The organism is Candidatus Planktophila sulfonica, assembly GCF_002288065.1.
GTDB lineage: Bacteria > Actinomycetota > Actinomycetes > Nanopelagicales > Nanopelagicaceae > Planktophila > Planktophila sulfonica.
Window position 1 is genome coordinate 103,630 of the sequence record NZ_CP016773.1, and the last position, 16,504, is coordinate 120,133.

Here is a 16,504-nt window from a genome sequence, read left to right on the forward strand (position 1 = left end):
TCAAACTTTTCTGTTCTTTTTCTTTCCAATTTAAATCTAATTACTAACAAAGGGATAACTATGTTTACATCGAAGAAAGTATTTGCAGGAGCAGTCGTTGCTGCCCTGATTTCAACTGTTGGAATTTTTCCAGCAGAAGCAGCTCCAAAGAACCAGGCACGTGCTGTTGCGCAGCCTGATTGGCTAGAGCAGAACCTTGATAACCCAAAGGTTCGCATTATTGAAGTAAGCACCGAGCCAGGAATCTACGAGCGCGGTCACATCAAGAATGCTGTGAAGTTTGTTTGGCACACCGATCTTGTTGACACTGTTAATCGCGACATCATCAACGCTAAGAACTTCAGCAAGCTAGTTCAGAAGGCTGGAATCAGCGATGACACAACTGTCGTTCTCTACGGCGATAAGAACAACTGGTTCGCTGCATGGGGCGCATGGATCTTTAACATCTACGGTCAGAAGGATGTTCGCGTCCTCGACGGTGGTCGCGTTAAGTGGGAGAAAGATGGACGTGCACTTACAACTGCAGTTCCAACATTTGCTGCAGGAAACTTCGCAGTCTCTAAGGGTGACAAGTCACTTCGCGCAACGCTGATCAACGATGTTCTTCCAATCGCAAAGAAGCGCGTTAAAGCAGATCTAATTGATATCCGTTCAGCTGATGAATACAACGGCAAGGTCTTTGCGCCAGCTGGTTTCCAGGAACTTGCAGTGCGTGCCGGACATATCCCAGGTGCAATCAACGTCCCATGGGGTCTTAACGTAAATTCAGATGGAACATTTAAGACAGTTGCAGAGCTCAAGAAGCTATACGCAGATAAGGGCGTTGATGGAAAGCAGAACATCATCACGTACTGCCGTATCGGTGAGCGTTCATCACTTACTTGGTTCGTTCTTAGCGAAATCCTTGGATATAACGTGAAGAACTACGACGGTTCATGGACTGAATACGGAAACTCTGTAGGCGTTCCAATCGTCAACAATGCAGGAACTATTTGGGGAGCTGCATAATTTCTTCTCTTCATACACAGGGCAGCAACTCCGGTAACCCCGGGGTTGCTGCTTCTGCATGGACTCGCGTAGAAAAGATTCGTACAGCAATCTCTTTTGCCGTTATCGCAGCCTTACTTCTGACTGCATTTATTCTCTCTTCCAATGTCAGTAATTCAACTGCGCCAATCTCTCTTCTGATTGGGATGAGCCTTGGTCTATTGCTCGAACGTGGCCGTTTCTGTTTCTTCTGTATCTTCCGCGATGGAATCGAAGATAAGAACACCACCCCATTTATTTCAGTCCTTGTTGCAATCGCAACAGGTTCAATCGGTTATGCGCTGATCTTCGGTCAGTTCTTGCCTGATACCAGCACAGATCGTCTGCCTCCGGTGGCTCACATTGGGCCTGTTAGTTGGGTACTAGCAGTAGCTGCATTCGCTTTTGGAATTGGTATGGCGTTATCGGGAGCATGTATCAGCGGCCATCTATATCGACTTGGTCAGGGTTACCTTCGCGCAATTCCTGCGCTGATTGGAACTCTTATTGGTTTTGTCATTGCCTTTCTAACGTGGAACTGGCTCTATCTCAATGCAATCTCTGATGCACCAACAATTTGGCTGCCACATTACGTCGGATATTCAGGTGCGCTACTTATTACTTTGGCAGCCCTGCTTGGCCTTGCCTTCTTCGCTATTCGTAAGGGTGTTAACTCCGATCCAATCCGTAAAGCGCCAGTTGCAACACTTTCACTTTCAGCAACGTTGAAATCGCTGATTACAGATCGCTGGAGCCCGATTGCAACAGGTGCAATCGTTGGCGTAGTCGGAACAATCGCCTACCTTCGCGTTGAACCACTGGGTGTTACGCGTCAGCTCAGCACAACAGCTCGCACATTTATGGATGCCCAAGGCATTGGCACTGACACTCTTGTTGGTCTTGATCGCATGGCTGGATGTATTGCAGTTGTCGCCGAGACAATTACCAATAACGGCTGGCTTGTTATCGGACTTGTTGCAACATCATTTGCTGCAGCCTTTGCAGGTGGTCGATTCAAATTCTCAAAGCTCACCGCTAAGAATTCATCCACTGCTTTGATCGGAGGAATTCTTCTTGGTTGGGGCTCAATGACTTCACTGGGTTGCACCATCGGTGTTCTTCTCTCAGGAACTCAAGCTTTTGCGCTCTCTGGTTGGCTCTTCTTCGCCTTTGTATTCCTCGGTAGTTACGTTGGAATCAAGCTGAAGTTTCATACAACTGGCTGAGAACGAACAACGCCTACACCACTGCGCTTTGCTTCATACATAGCAGCATCTGCACGTTCAAGAAGCGCGCCTTTGCCATCATTATAGACGTGACCAATCGCAACGCCCACTGTGATCAGATGCCCTTCGATAGTAAATGGATAGCTCACCGTTGCTTGTAGCGCTTGTGCAGCTTCAAGTGTCTCTTCATAACTCCCTGTAATCAGAACCCCGAATTCATCGCCGCCTAATCTGGCAAGAATTGCGCCAGTGGGAAGCGATCTACTAAAACGTGCGGCAACTTGTTGGAGCAAAACATTTCCGAGTTCATGCCCGTAGGTGTCATTGACTGGCTTAAATTCATTTAAGTCTAGAAGCAGTAGGGCACCTTCTGTCTTTGAGAAATTATCTAGCTCGGCAATCAGTCTGCGTCGATTAGGTAAGCCAGTCATATCGTCGGTGCGGGCCATCACTTTCTCTTCACCCAAATTCTTCGCTTGCCGAATCACGATTGTCATGCGCGTGAATGCAAGAAAGAGAGTTCCGATTGCTGGGGCGACAATAAACATCGGAAAGATGCCAGGGCGCAGAGCGATGAGTGCCAACAAAGTTGGACTCATAAAGATCGAGAGTGCGATAAATACCGGATGAATGGTTACATCATGCCCATCTTTGCTCTGCTGCAACCAGAGCGATGATGCAATCAGAACTATTCCAACAAGCCAGCCATCATCTGTTAGCTGTCCAAATCGATAGTTGTTACTGACAGCGAGCCAGAGAAAGAGCAGATCTGATGCGGAGAAAATCGCGATACCAAGAAATAGAAACGCTGCTCGAGCTTGAAGTCGGTGCGTCACAAGTGCAACGGATGCAATGACCAGAAGCAGTAAATCGCAGACGGGATAGAGAAGTGAGAAGAATTGATCTTGCAGATTGATCAGAGATTGTGGAAAGACGCGCGATAGAAAGAGCGCAGTAGCAATTGATGAAATACCAAGGCCAAAGATTGCAGAGTCCAATAGTTCAAGTGGATTAAGTCGTCGCCCGCGCACCAATGAACGCGGAATCGCGATAAGAGCGCATGGGTAAAAGAGTGCGTAACTGGCTTGCGCAAATAGCTGCGCGCTAGAGGGAAGCAGATAGAACTCGCCATAGCTGTTGAGCAGTGACCCAACTCCCCAGAATGTGATTGCAAGGCAAGCGCTTGCAACTGCGACAGGGTCGTTACTTAAAGGCGACTGGGCGATTGCGATGACTGCAGCAATCCAAATTACGTTGTAGAGAATCAGATCAAGGAAGATAGAACGTTCTTGCGTGAAGAGTTTAAAGAAGAGATGTGAACCCAGAAGAGCATGGGGGAGCCATCGGAGAACGCGGTACACCTAGAGAATTAAATAAGTAAGGCTTCCACCTATAAATAGGGGAAGCCTTACTTTCGGGGCTGGTTAAAACTTGGCTAAATTAGAAGCCCTTTGCGCAGAGGAGATTCGCTGAAGCCTTCGCATCTGCTGCGTTGGTCTTGAGCTGTCCTGGAGCGCTAAGAAGAAGTGCCTTCTTAGCTTCGAGGTCCTTCACCTGTGCTGAAAGCTTTGTCTTTGAACCGCTAAGAACGAGAACAGCATTTGCAAGCTTTGAGATTGCAGTCGCAAGCTTCTGCTTATCTGCAGAGTTTGTTGATGCATTCATCGTTGCCTGGAACTGCGTTACCTGTGCTCGCGCTTTATCGAGTGCCGCAGTTGTGCTTGCTAGCGCCGCTGATGCTGATGCGAATTCAGCATCAAGTGCTGCGGTTTGATCTGAGACATTTGCAAGATCTGCCTGAGCCTTCACTGCTGCTTGGTACTGACCAACTGCGGTAAGGCACTCAGCTGAAAGCCAGGTGAGCTTTGAATTCTTAACCAATGGATTCTTCGCGCACTTGTACTTGTAACCAGAAACGGTAGTTGTCGCATTCACCTTCTTGCAGGCGACACCGTTGCTAATTTTTGTAGCAGCAGATGCTGGCGCTGCAGAGATGCCGCTTGCCATAAGGACTGCAGCTACGAGTGAGACTGAAACTTTGCGAAACATAATTTCCTCCATTAGATACGTCGCTATGGTATCTAGCCAATATTGATTTTTACGCGTGACTGGGCGGTATGACCATGGAATTTCATGTGAATTAGCACCGTCATACGTCCTGTATGATTAAGCCATCGAAGCATCCCGCATCGATGTACTTCCCCCCAAAGTGCGCCAAATGGCCACTTACTTGCGAGTCTTATCAAGACCCTGATGGCGCTGGTTTTAAACCAGATCTGACCATCTAACCGAGACGCGCTTGTCGTCTCGATTGGTGTCTATTTTCATGTCTCTACAAACACGTACCGCTGCTCCCGGAAAAGCTCGTCGCGCAGCCAAAGGTAAGCCCCGCCATACATCAGCTCAGAAGGCAGCCCGTAAGACTGTGGTTGCAAAGCCAGCTGCTCGCGGAACTGCAAAGCGAAGCGCTCCTGTAAAGGAAGCGGCATCAACTGCAGCACGCACAACCGCGCAAACATCACGTTATTCAGATCGCGAGACCGTCACTAAGAAGGACGTACGTCTTGCAGATCGTTCAAAGCTACGCGCACAGCGTTTCCAGGAGCGCACAGCTTCTAAGTCAAAGAACATCGAGGGTGCTCCAAAGGGCAATCCAAAGCAGTCACGCGAAGAGCGCACATTTGAAAAGCCAAAGAAAGCTTTCAAATCTGCAGGAGATCGTCCAGCAAAAACTTTCAAACCAGCAGGAGAACGTCCAGCAACTAAGCCACAGTCACGCGCTGCAAAGTTCATTGCAGATCGCACAGAACGTGCAGAGCGTCCATTCCGTCCAGAGCGTTTAGAACGTCCGGCAAAGTCTGACGTTCGTCCAACAACGCGTCGCGAAGCAGTAAAGGCGAAGGTTGCTCACTCTGATGACGGCCGTCCAAACTTCGTTCCACAGAAGCGCGAAAAATATAATCCTTCAGCGCCACAGTCAGCTGCGCAGCGTCGTGGAGATTCACCACGCACACCTGCAAAGCCACCACGCGATCGTCGCAATGATTCACGCAATGATTCACCTGCGTATGCACGCGATGATTTCCGCGCATCAAAGACTCATAACAAGGCAGCAGTCGATTTCGGCGCTGACGATAATTACATTTCAGTCAACCTTGCTGATGCGAACCTCGTAGAAGCAACGCCACTTACTGAAGTAACAACATCATTCCGCGATCTCGGTATTGCACCGGCGCTCGCAAATGCACTTAATGCGCAAGGAATTACGCATCCATTCCCAATCCAGATTGCAACACTTCCAGATGCTCTTGCAGGCCATGACATCTTGGGACGCGGTCAGACTGGTTCAGGAAAAACTCTTGCATTCAGCCTTGCGCTGCTTACAAATATTTCAAATAAGGTCGCGCGCCCTCACAAGCCATTGGCACTTATCTTGACCCCTACTCGCGAACTCGCGCAGCAGATCGACGAAGTTCTTCGTCCACTTGCACGCGCTGTCGGCCACGAATCAGTAGTTATCGCAGGCGGAATGCCATATGCAAAGCAGATCACTGCAATGCGTAAGGCGACAGCAATCTTGGTTGCAACTCCTGGTCGTTTGATTGACCTTCTTAACAAGAATGAAGTTCAGCTCGATCAACTTCAGATCACAGTTCTTGATGAAGCAGATCAGATGGCAGATATGGGCTTCCTTCCTGTCGTTAAGGAAATTCTTGATCAGGCACAACTCGATGGACAGCGTCTCTTGTTCTCAGCAACTCTCGATCGCGGTGTTGATTCACTCGTTCGTCAGTACCTCAAGAACCCAAAGACTCACTCATTGCAGAATGACCGTGCTTCAGTTTCAACAATGGAACACCACGTTCTTCAGATGCACCCTGGCGATAAAGATGACATCACATCGCAGATTGCAGCTCGTAACGGAAAGACAATTCTCTTCGTAAAGACTCAGCGCGGTGCAGATCGTCTTGCTGACAAGCTTGCTAACGCAGGTGTTCCAGTTGGTGCGCTGCACGGTGGAAAGTCACAGGCAGTTCGTACTCGCACACTTGCACTCTTTAAGGAACAAGAGAACTCAGCTCTCGTTGCAACAGATGTTGCAGCACGCGGAATCCACGTTGATGGAATCTCACTCGTTGTTCACGTTGATCTTCCACAAGATCACAAGGATTACCTGCACCGTTCAGGTCGTACAGCTCGCGCTGGCGAATCAGGAACTGTTGTGACTTTGTCTTCATCAAAGAATCAACGCGCAGTATCTGGTCTTCTCTCACGCGCAGGTGTGACACCGAAGTTCCACGATGTGCGCCCGCTCGATGAGAAGCTGATGGTTATCACCGGTGCTCAAGAGCCTTCAGGTGTTCCTTACGTACCGCCAGTGATGGAGCGCAAGGCTCCAGCAGGTGGATCACGTTCAGGCGGCGCTCGTCGCGGTGGTTCAGGTAAGTCTGGCGGATACCGTGGTGGCAACAGCCGCCGTGGACGCTAATTACTTTTTCTTGTAACCAGAAGGACAAGCTGGTTTTAGAGCTGTAATTTTCTTCGTCAATTTTCCTTTGACGCAAGTAATTGAAGTCTTCTTTTGAACCGCACTTGGTGTTGCAAGCTGCATTTTCACCGAAGAAAATGCTTCTTGAACCATTTCTAAATTGGCAGCTGGCAGACCTTGAGTCGCCACGCAATTAATTTCACAGGTTGGAGTACATCCAGCACCGTTACTCGAACTTTGCGCACCGATATAAATCCAACTCCCTGCCTGACTCTTCAACACCGGGGAACCTGAATCGCCGCCACAAATTGTCTTCTGGACGGAAATTTTCGTCATTGAGAAAGTCTGAGGTTTAAGAGTCAAAAATTGTGGAGGAGTGACCTTTTCAAATGTTGTTGTAAATTCATTTGGCGTTGGACTCGTAGGTTTGCATGGTGGTTTATCAACCATGCTGGTGCATCCATATCCAACATGGATAACAGAATCGCCGGCGGTCGCCCATTGCGTGATATCCGACAGCGATGCAAATAAAAGTGGCGTGTAGCCATCAAATGCTGTCTTCAGCGTGATCACACCAAAGTCATTCTGGTAAGGGAAAGTTTTTACAGAAAAATCTACTGGTGTAAAAAATCTTTCTGCTTGAATGCGGACCTTAGATAAATCTCGCAAATCGCTTCCAGGTTGCGCGACCCATAATTGGGAAGGGTCTCCAGTTAGGCAATGAGCTGCGGTGAAGATGATTCGTGGTGCTACAAGTGCCCCGCTGCAGCCTGCCTGCGTGGCGCTCTGTGCTGGCAAAATACCCACGACTATTGGGTTATTTGTCGCGTCGCTACCTCCATAAACCGCTTGCGCTGGAGTGGAGGTACCAAGAAGAAAAAGCAGCATTAAAATTCGGATTAAAACTTTTGGAGATCTTAAGTTCATCGCCACGTACCTTTCTTTCCTTGACTTTTAACGCTGCTTCTTACGAACATTCATTCCGATCTGGCGTACAAATTTCCTTGGAACAGTTGAGATAACTGCAACGAGAAGTTTGTATTGCCAGCCAGGAATGCTCACTGGCTTATTTGCCACCGCATCAATCCATGATTGCTCAACTAATTTATCTGAGTTAAGCCACATAAATTTCGGTAGCCCGCCCATCTTCATGCGGCCGCGCTCATGAAATTCAGTACGAGTAAATCCAGGGCAGAGCGCTGAAACTTTCACTCCGCTGCTGGCAAGTTCGGTATTGAGCGATTCAGAGAGAACAGTTAAATACGATTTAGATGCGCTATATGTTCCGCCTGCAATAAAGCCTGCAACGGAAGAGACATTAATGATTGTCCCTGAATTACGTTGCTTCATTCCTGGAATAGCTGTGTGCATCAGGCGCATCGGTGTGCGCACAAGAACATCGAACATCTGTTGCTCAGCGTTTATATCGCTAGCGCTAAATGCCTTGTTAATTCCAAAGCCTGCATTATTAATCAGAACATCAATTTCATATGTCTTGATGTAATCCTCAACGGATGCACATCCTTCATTTGTTGAAAGATCTGCCGGCAGAACAAAAGTCTGCACTCCGAATTTTTCACGTAGACCCGCTGCGCGCTCATGAAGACGTGCTTCATCGCGCGCAACGAGTGCGACGTTATAACCCTTAGACGCTAGTAACCGAGTAAAACTTTCGCCGATTCCAGCTGTTGCTCCAGTTACTAGCGCCCATTGAGCCATTTAGATCTCGATTCCCTTAGGTTCCTCTTCGCGGATATGCCACGAAGATCCATATTCGGCAATTAAATCAAGGAAGGGTTGTGCTGGGAACCATTCAGGGCCAGCTATTCCTGCTGGTTTCCAGCTTCCATTTGCGATGAGCTCCATTGCAATAAGCGGATTGATAGCGGTCTGCCATACAACTGCTTGATTGCCATAGTTCTTCATCGACCATTCATTATCAACAACGTTGTAGATATAGACAGCCTTTGGCTTGCCATCCTTACCTAAACCTTTAACAAGAGTTCCTGCACAGGTCTTTCCGTGCATCTTGTAACCAATTGTTGCTGGGTCTGGCAGAAGAGCTGCAAGAAGTTCGCGCGGTGAAACTTCAACGCCTTGCACGGAAACTTTCTCTTTCTTATCCAGACCAAGTGTGTGAATAGTCTTCAAGGTCTCAATGAATTGAGCGCCAAGTCCATATTTAAAGCGAACTTCTTTCGCCTTCACCTTCATTGGAATCAGAACAGCTTCTTCATGTTCAACGTTGACACATTCGACTGGTCCGATGCCTTCAGGGAAGTCATAGGTTTCAAGTTCGCTAAATGGTTCAGTCGTATACCAACCACGACCCTCTTCGAAGATCAATGGCGGGTTAAGGCACTCTTCGATTGTTGTCCAGATTGAAAATGATGGTGCGAAGTCATAACCATCAACAGTTAGGTTTGAACCATCCATCACTGCCAAGTAATCGATACGAGAGAAGAGTTCATCTTCGGCATAACGCGCGAAGACATCGCTCATTCCTGGTTCGATACCCATACCAACAACTGCGTAGTTGCCATTCTTGTTCCAGGTACCTGCGCGAGCGAATTGTTCGTCGCCAAGTTTTACCCCTGGCTTATTAAATGGATCGTCGGGATGCGCTTTTGAAAGTGACATCGCCATATCCATGTAATTAACTTTCTCTTCTTCACATGCTAAAAAGATTGGCATTACAAAACGCGGATCTACCGCGTTCACGACAATATCGGGAGCTGCTTTACGAATGAGAGCGCGAATATCGTTCACATCAGAGGCATCCACCTCCTCCGCAGAGAATCGTGGGTCATTTACCTTTGTTACGGCTGCTTGAGCTCTGGACAGACTGCGATCTGCAACGACCATGGAAGTAATAAATGGTCTACGTGATGCGATATTTGCGATTGCACTGCCAACTCCGCCTGCGCCGATAACGAGCGCTTTCATGGGTGGCCTTTCATTCTTAGTTCTACGCGCTTCGAATTAAGCGCGTTAAGGGAAGGCTAGCCGTACCGATAACCTTTGCCAAGCATCTTCACTGTTGAAGGCGCCACGTCCCCGTAGCTCAGTGGATAGAGCAACCGCCTCCTAAGCGGTAGGTCGCAGGTTCAACTCCCGCCGGGGACACACGAGAAGAGAGTTAAAGAATAAAGTTACGCATAAGAAGGATCCACGATTGCTTCTCTTTTAAGGCAATTCCACGAGCCTTGGTGGATTCCATCTTAAGCTTGAGATTCTTGAGTTTTGCGGCACGTTCTGCAGCTCTTTGGGCCGCGGCTAATTTTTTCGCCAACTTTGCTGCGAGCTTCTGCTTCTCCAACTCTTTTTCCAATTCAGAAACGAGATTATCTCGAGCAGATAATCTGTTAATAATCGTATCTTGTTGTCGGCTGAGATTTTCTTGATTCTCTAAATTGTTAGTGGGGGCGTCATTGTCTTGCACAAGATTCATGGCAATTTGAACGGCTCCTGGTGTCCACAATAATGAAGAGGATCGGTTCATTTGTTCACTATCAATTGGAAGATTCTCTGAGAGAAATGTCCCAGCATCGCCAACTAAATCAAATAGATTTTCAATATTGAGCGCATCCGTTGTTGCTTCCGAAAAAGTTGCCTGAAGTCCCCGCGTCTCGCTATTAAGATCTGACCAACATTGATTGTAGAAATTATTGAGATCAGGACAAAAAGCGAAATCAGGATCATGGTCCGTCTGCGGATCAAAGGTGTTCAGGTATGAAATCGCATCCGCTAGGGCTTGCAACTCTTCGGATTTCTCTCGAAATATTGGCGTAGATTGATAATCTCCAAGCCGGGCCTGAGCAAATATTCTGAGTGCGTTGTTTGAAAGAGGGAGTGTAGTTTGCTGCACAAAGCCCGTCGAAGGGTCTGTGTAAAGGCTTGCCGTAATCGCCATCGATTCGCGGTCAATTGGGTTATCACTCGATAAAGAAGATGGTCTTTCGACTGTGCCATTCGTATACAGGTCTCCAAAGCAGCTTTCATCTGTCGCAATATTGTCGGGTGAATTCCAAAATGGAAGGGTGCATAGACTTTCTTCAGATGCAGGTGAAGCTTGAAGTAAATTACCAACCAACATGGTGGCGATGGTGCCAGTAAGGGCTACAGCGCTTCCTTGGCTTGCTTCATTGCCGATCAAATCATTAAATAACATCCAGGAGGAACCACGGAGAGCCCCACCTAGGCCCTCAGGCGCAGTGTTATCGAGAAAGATTGAGTTGAGAATCAGAGACTGTCCGTCATTGCCAAGATTAATTGCGCCCCCATCGCCGGTTAAAGCGGTGTTGGATTCAAAAATAACCCGAGCAAGGCGCACAATGTCTGCATCGATTGCTCCTCCGTTATCAGAAGCCTCGTTAGATGTGAAAGACCCGTCTGTAACAGTTACAAGTGTTGTGCTATAAATCGCGCCACCATCGTCTGCCGCCTGGTTGCCAAAGTAATGAGTATCGGAGATGTTTAATTGTGTATTTGTTACATCGAGAGCGCCTCCATCATTGTCTAGCGATTGATTGAGAAGAAAACTAGAACTTTGAATATTTAGCTCTGAATCACGGGCGCCGATTGCACCACCTTCTTCATAAGAGGTGTTTGCGAAAAACTCAGTGCTCTCTATATTCATAAGCTGATTATCAATATAGAGCGCACCACCGCTCGAATCTTTGGAGATGTTATGTGAAAACGAAGAATTTGAGATTGAAGAATTTGCCGGAGGTGGTGTGTCTTCGCCCCCGTCGTATTCGTAGTTCTCGAGATAAATCGCACCCCCACTTGTCCAGCTAAAATTGTTCACAAAAGTGCTTTCACTCACGCTTAGTGATCCATTATTAAAAATCGCACCTCCACTTTGCCCAGCATTATTTCCTAAATCTATATATTCTCTCTCATCTTTAGGCTCACCCGTGATTTGAAGTATTTCAATAAATTCGTCTGGACTGTAAGCCGGATTTGTAATCATAGATCGCCAATCAAGTGGCTTAGATTGGTCTAGCAGATAGGTGATGGACTCTCGGCTATCGTAGTCACGATTTGGTTCGGTCTCTTGGGTATCAATCACCAAGCCAGAGACTTGAAGTGGATACCGAATTGGTTGACCGTCACCTCTGTCGGTCCCCATGAAAAAACATTGTCCGTCGTAATCAAGGTACTCCGGATACAAATTACAATCTGGATTGGGAACCCAACCCATGATTTCCAACCCGTAATTGGGATTGGGTAGATTCTGTGGCACATTAATGTTGTAGTCGGGATTGGGTTCTGTGATCTGAGGGTTAAAGTCAGGGTTATCAATAGTTTGACGAGTATCTCGATCTAGGTTTTCTTCAATACTCACCACTGGGTTGAAATCTGGGTTAAGAATTTCAACTGCGCCAAAAGTTGAATTCTCTACCGTCACTGACCCCCAAGCATTGATTGCGCCTCCGTCATAGTCAGCGCTATTTGCATTTAAGGCACTTCCATTTACTGACACTGAAGAACCAGAAAATATTGCACCTCCACTTCCGCCCTCCCAAGATTCATAACCTTCTAGTGCCTTATTGAGTTCTAGCGTTGAATTGTGAACGGTGACCGAATTATCTGTATAAATTGCCCCGCCATCACCGCCTGAAGGAGTTGAAAAAGGGATCTCTGATCCGTCATACCAACCTCCGGCAATATTCCGACTTAACACCGAATCTTCAACTATGACGTTACCGCCAGCAAAAATCGCACCACCATGATTTTGCGAGAGACTGTCAGTGACTTGAGTGCGGTGAAGTTCGACCGACCCACTCGCTGATATTGCGCCACCTGAACTCTCTGACCAGTTGTCATCGAGAACTGTCTGGATCTCTAGTTCCACAGAGCTGGAGATTGCAGTCACGCTCTCACTCGCAGAGATCGCACCTCCATTTGACGAGGCGTAGTTACTAGATATTTCCGTTGCAGTTGTTGTGGCGCCCATAATGACGCTCTGAGCGTTGATAGCGCCCCCAGAGCCATCTGCGGTGTTACTTGAAATTGTGGAACCTAGAACCGTCACACTCTGAGCCGCGAAAATAGCGCCGCCGTCACCTGAAGCGCTCAGACTGCCTGATCCACTGGCCGAATTTTCTGAGACTACGGAATCTGTGATTGTTACATTTCCTGCAGAATTAATTGCGCCACCGTTGCCACCGGTTGAAGAGACTACGTATGTATCTTCTGACTGAGCCGCTTGCCCCGAACGATTGTTAAGGATTTGAGCCTGTGTGACGCTCACATCCGCGCTCGCAGATATTGCGCCACCATTTCCTTGCGCAGCATTCAGGTGGAGCTGAGACTCCACCCCTCGGTCGTCGAGGGCCACAATTACAGAAGATGCCGCGATTGCACCACCATCGCCAGTGGCTGTATTCATATTTAAAGCTGATCCGAGAACTGTCACAGTGCCTTCAGCGTTTATGGCGCCACCATTTGTCGCAGCACCTCCGTCTGGGGTGATTGCAGAATTACCCGTGAGCGTCGATCCTTCAATTCGGACATCGCCCGACGATGTAATTGCAGCCCCACCTGTTTTTGAAACGGAGTTGATTATTTGTGAGTCCTTTATAACTAATTCAGGAGTAAAGGTGGCGTCCCCTTCTGGGGTTGTGACAATGGTTTGGTTCACTTCGATAGCCACCCCTGGCTCCGAGCGCGTCCCCGAACCAAAATTGGGATTTGAATTTGAATCGACAGTGATATGTTCAATTTTTACCTGCGTGTCTGCCCCGTCGACCTGAATTTCCGCTTGGTTGGGAGAGTTGATAGCAATCAGTGGCTCACCTGATCCGATGCTTACACCTCTCTTGATTGTGAGAATCGGAGCAGAATTTCCAAGGTCCGGAGCCGTAATCGTTAGGTCTGAACGGACTTCTAGCGTGCTTTCCAGGGTTATGACAACGGGATTTACTGAAGATGCCGTCGATGCAGTCACCTGCCCTGAAGAGTCTCGAGAAATCCCAAAGAGCGAATCGGCGAATCCAATTACATTTGTGGCGCGCGTACTGACATTCGCCTCAGCGACGGCAGACCTCAGCGTGTGTTGGTTCTCAATAATCAATAAGTCGTCGCCATATGAGACCACACAATAATCATGGCTCCCGAAGCACCCATCGGCCCACGCAGTAGTCAGGCCGGCAGAGATCCCTTGAAGGAGCGCGACAGTTAAAGTGATAGCTGAGGCTCGCAAGAACTTACTTTGAACCCGAAAGCATGTGGAAGTTTGAACTTTATTGTGTGGTGAGCGCATAAGTTGAGGTTATTAAGCCTCTTTTGAAATTATTCTTACAGAGAGGGATAACCCTTTAACTTTGTAGGGTTTTCCCTCAAAAGAATTAAAGTAATTCGCAAGTGGTGAATAATTGGGATATGTCTCTGGCCCGAGTACTTATTGTCGAAGATGATCCGTTTATCAGAAGCGCCATGACGACACTACTTCAAAAAAGTAACTTTGAAATAATGGCAAGTGTTGGATCTTCTCGTGAAGCTATGGCACTTTTGAAATCGGATAAGCCTGAGGTCTTATTGGTAGATCTCGACCTGGGGCCAGGTCCCAATGGAATAGATATTGCTCATGCTCTTCGAGAAGATAACCCCACACTAGGCGTCGTCATTTTGACCTCATTCAGCGATCCCAGGCTCTTTGTCAAAGGAAATCGAGCGCTACCAACCGGGTCGCTCTATTTGACTAAATCTCGCATTAACGATTTTAATCTTCTGTACACCGCCATTCTGCGGGCGAAGCATTATCCACTCGCCACCACGCGTCGCTCAGATCTTCACCCCAGTGAATTATCAGAAACTCAAATTGAGATATTAAGACTGGTTTCTGAAGGGTATACAACAGCAAGTATTGCAACTCAGCGCGGCGTCACCGAAAAATCAATTGAGGCAGCAATATCGCGAATACATCAGATATTAACTTTGCCGCGGACAAAAAATTTGAACCCTCGAATACAACTTACCCGTGCCTACTTTTCCTTAACTGGAAAAACTCCACCCGGGGAGATACATGACTAAGTTCCAATCTGATAATCAAGTATCAAAGATCTCAATCTCGAAAGAATCCTTTCTCCTCTATGCACCTATTTCAGTAATTTCCGTTCCTTTAGCAATTACCGAACAACTAACACCTGAAAAATTATTGACATCATTACTTGGGGGTATTTCTGCAACCATTTTATGTGCTTTTTACTTTGTCATATCCTCAAGATTTGTTCGAAATTTCACGCGAACGAAAAATATCTCGAGCTATTTTGTTGCAAATCTATTATTTATCATGAGCATCGGAGCCATACGTGGACTACTGGTGTACAAGATATTTACGCTCGCAAACATTACAAACCCAACATCGATATCGATAAGAGTGCTCACCTCGACGGCCACTACGCTGTTCTGGCTATGCAGTATTTCTGTAATCGTAAATGATTTTCGCAGTTACCGTGACAAACTAGAAACCCTCATACGTACATCACTCTTTAACTACATGAAAATTGAGAAGAAGCCAAGGCATCAATCCGTCGACTTGAGTCAGGAATTTGAATCGATTGAAACGATGTTGCGGCAGGTACTGGGGGAGATAAATACCAACGCGCACGATAAAAATGCCCTGATCGCGGCTGCAACTCATGTAAAAGGAATCATTGATCAGGTAGTTCGGCCCCTTAGCCACAGACTCTGGGTCGATAGAAATAGCCTCATCCCTCGGATTAAGGTTCGCGATACCGTCATCGACGGTATCCGTCTCTTAAAAGTTCCTCCCCATACAGTTTCTAGTCTCCTATTACTTCTTAGCTTATTTAATCTCTCAGCTGATTATGGAGTCAAAAGGGGGATTGGCGGTTCGCTTGCCTTATGTTTCACCAGCTTCATCCTATTCTTTTTTATTCAGAAATACACAATACGAGCAGAAAAAAATCTATTTCTAAAAAAGCTCTTTTTGCTCTTTCTCATAAGTCTTTCAATCAGCGTGGTAATTTACATACTGAATGTTTTTGGTTTTAATCTTGAAACAGCAGAGTACAGTTTTGTATTCGTTCCTTTGATAATGTTTTTATCAGTTCTCATTTCTATTCGAGAATTGACTGTAAAAGACAGAGATTATCTAGTCGAACAACTTGAAAAGAATCGAATCACCGCGACAGACAATCAGTACAATCAAATTTCTAATAACGATGCAGCATCATTTCTGCATAATTCTTTGCAATCCGAACTGTTAGCTTTGAGCCTACAACTCGAGAATATTGCCAAGAATCCCGACTCGGAACGAACTCGCGCAATACTCGAACAGATTGGCGCTCGAATTAATCGTTCCATTGGTGAGGAATTTCAGGACTTTGATGAAGCGCCGATTGATCGGCTCCACCGAGTAATCTCTGCATGGGAAGGGATTGTGGAAATTCACACGGATATCCCCGAAGAAGCATTTGAAAATCTACGTCGAAATCGGTTACTGGTGCAAATTATTGAGGAAGCCATCAATAACGCTGTCAGATCTGCACAATCGAAAAGGATTGAAATTCGTGGCAGGCTAGGAAGCGATGGAAAATTGCTGCTGATTATTCGAAATCAAGGGAGTTGGGATCCTCAGGAGCGACGAAGTTTTGGAAGTGATTGGTTGGATGAAGTGGTTGCGGGGAATTGGAAAAGGCGCAGAGAAGGCGATTGGACGATTCTTGAGATGAAAATTTAAGCAAACACTCGTAATGCTCCTGAAATAGCTCGCCCCAACATAACATTCGGT

General features: G+C 47.0%; 12 protein-coding genes and 1 tRNA gene. 7 read left to right on the forward strand and 6 right to left on the reverse strand.

Going from position 1 to position 16,504, the window contains the following annotated elements; translation table 11 throughout:
• The first annotated feature begins 60 nt into the window (after positions 1-60).
• Together A1sIA56_RS00500 and A1sIA56_RS00505 are read left to right on the forward strand one after the other, a co-directional pair.
• Positions 61-1,008, forward strand: a complete 948-nt coding sequence (locus A1sIA56_RS00500; protein WP_095673018.1) for a sulfurtransferase — start codon at positions 61-63, stop codon at positions 1,006-1,008.
• Positions 993-2,252 carry a YeeE/YedE family protein gene (locus A1sIA56_RS00505; protein WP_095673019.1) on the forward strand — a complete coding sequence of 420 codons (1,260 nt, stop codon included), beginning with the start codon at positions 993-995 and terminating at the stop codon, positions 2,250-2,252. Before A1sIA56_RS00500 ends, A1sIA56_RS00505 begins: the two co-directional genes overlap by 16 nt.
• Here the strand turns inward: A1sIA56_RS00505 and A1sIA56_RS00510 are convergent.
• Together A1sIA56_RS00510 and A1sIA56_RS00515 are read right to left on the reverse strand one after the other, a co-directional pair.
• Entirely contained in the window at positions 2,237-3,613 is a 1,377-nt protein-coding gene (locus tag A1sIA56_RS00510; protein WP_095673020.1) for a GGDEF domain-containing protein, read from the reverse strand. The two genes, A1sIA56_RS00505 and A1sIA56_RS00510, sit on opposite strands and share 16 nt — an antisense overlap.
• A gap of 79 nt (positions 3,614-3,692) precedes the next feature.
• Positions 3,693-4,301 (reverse strand): hypothetical protein, encoded by a 609-nt coding sequence (locus A1sIA56_RS00515; protein ID WP_095673021.1) that lies wholly within the window; start codon positions 4,299-4,301, stop codon positions 3,693-3,695.
• A 277-nt stretch (positions 4,302-4,578) separates the two neighbouring features.
• Between A1sIA56_RS00515 and A1sIA56_RS06930 the strand changes: the two genes are divergently transcribed.
• Positions 4,579-6,741 (forward strand): DEAD/DEAH box helicase, encoded by a 2,163-nt coding sequence (locus A1sIA56_RS06930; RefSeq protein ID WP_190277010.1) that lies wholly within the window; start codon positions 4,579-4,581, stop codon positions 6,739-6,741.
• Here A1sIA56_RS06930 and A1sIA56_RS00525 read toward each other — a convergent pair whose 3' ends face one another.
• The 3 genes from A1sIA56_RS00525 to A1sIA56_RS00535 are packed head-to-tail and all read right to left on the reverse strand — an operon-like array spanning position 6,742 to position 9,687.
• Entirely contained in the window at positions 6,742-7,668 is a 927-nt protein-coding gene (locus A1sIA56_RS00525) for a S1 family peptidase (protein ID WP_095673022.1), read from the reverse strand.
• Positions 7,669-7,695: 27 nt separating this feature from the next.
• The gene (locus A1sIA56_RS00530; RefSeq protein ID WP_095673023.1) at positions 7,696-8,460 is read right to left on the reverse strand and encodes an SDR family NAD(P)-dependent oxidoreductase; all 765 of its coding nucleotides are present in this window, start codon (positions 8,458-8,460) and stop codon (positions 7,696-7,698) included.
• On the reverse strand, positions 8,461-9,687 hold the full coding sequence (locus A1sIA56_RS00535) for a saccharopine dehydrogenase family protein (protein WP_095673024.1): 1,227 nt from the start codon (positions 9,685-9,687) through the stop codon (positions 8,461-8,463).
• 107 nt (positions 9,688-9,794) lie between these two features.
• Here A1sIA56_RS00535 and A1sIA56_RS00540 point away from each other — a divergent pair.
• Positions 9,795-9,867 (forward strand) — tRNA-Arg (locus A1sIA56_RS00540).
• A 13-nt stretch (positions 9,868-9,880) separates the two neighbouring features.
• Here the strand turns inward: A1sIA56_RS00540 and A1sIA56_RS00545 are convergent.
• Positions 9,881-13,402 carry a hypothetical protein gene (locus A1sIA56_RS00545; protein WP_190277011.1) on the reverse strand — a complete coding sequence of 1,174 codons (3,522 nt, stop codon included), beginning with the start codon at positions 13,400-13,402 and terminating at the stop codon, positions 9,881-9,883.
• Between the two features lie 253 nt (positions 13,403-13,655).
• Between A1sIA56_RS00545 and A1sIA56_RS06935 the strand changes: the two genes are divergently transcribed.
• The 3 genes from A1sIA56_RS06935 (at position 13,656) to A1sIA56_RS00555 (ending at position 16,453) form a co-directional block, all read left to right on the forward strand.
• The gene (locus A1sIA56_RS06935) at positions 13,656-13,853 is read left to right on the forward strand and encodes a hypothetical protein (RefSeq protein WP_190277012.1); all 198 of its coding nucleotides are present in this window, start codon (positions 13,656-13,658) and stop codon (positions 13,851-13,853) included.
• Positions 13,854-14,130: 277 nt separating this feature from the next.
• A complete protein-coding gene (locus A1sIA56_RS00550; protein ID WP_095673026.1) occupies positions 14,131-14,781 on the forward strand; it encodes a response regulator transcription factor in 651 nt (216 codons plus the stop codon).
• Positions 14,774-16,453 (forward strand): sensor histidine kinase, encoded by a 1,680-nt coding sequence (locus tag A1sIA56_RS00555; protein ID WP_095673027.1) that lies wholly within the window; start codon positions 14,774-14,776, stop codon positions 16,451-16,453. Before A1sIA56_RS00550 ends, A1sIA56_RS00555 begins: the two co-directional genes overlap by 8 nt.
• The last annotated feature ends 51 nt before the right edge of the window (positions 16,454-16,504 follow it).

What these genes read in the sequence shown, in the direction of transcription:
- A1sIA56_RS00555 (WP_095673027.1), top strand. Translation starts at nt 14,774, where the DNA reads ATGACTAAGTTCCAATCTGATAATCAAGTATCAAAGATCTCAATCTCG.
- A1sIA56_RS00525 (WP_095673022.1), bottom strand. Translation starts at nt 7,668, where the DNA reads ATGAACTTAAGATCTCCAAAAGTTTTAATCCGAATTTTAATGCTGCTT.
- A1sIA56_RS00535 (WP_095673024.1), bottom strand. Translation starts at nt 9,687, where the DNA reads ATGAAAGCGCTCGTTATCGGCGCAGGCGGAGTTGGCAGTGCAATCGCA.
- A1sIA56_RS06930 (WP_190277010.1), top strand. Translation starts at nt 4,579, where the DNA reads ATGTCTCTACAAACACGTACCGCTGCTCCCGGAAAAGCTCGTCGCGCA.
- A1sIA56_RS06935 (WP_190277012.1), top strand. Translation starts at nt 13,656, where the DNA reads ATGACAACGGGATTTACTGAAGATGCCGTCGATGCAGTCACCTGCCCT.
- A1sIA56_RS00530 (WP_095673023.1), bottom strand. Translation starts at nt 8,460, where the DNA reads ATGGCTCAATGGGCGCTAGTAACTGGAGCAACAGCTGGAATCGGCGAA.
- A1sIA56_RS00550 (WP_095673026.1), top strand. Translation starts at nt 14,131, where the DNA reads ATGTCTCTGGCCCGAGTACTTATTGTCGAAGATGATCCGTTTATCAGA.
- A1sIA56_RS00515 (WP_095673021.1), bottom strand. Translation starts at nt 4,301, where the DNA reads ATGTTTCGCAAAGTTTCAGTCTCACTCGTAGCTGCAGTCCTTATGGCA.
- A1sIA56_RS00500 (WP_095673018.1), top strand. Translation starts at nt 61, where the DNA reads ATGTTTACATCGAAGAAAGTATTTGCAGGAGCAGTCGTTGCTGCCCTG.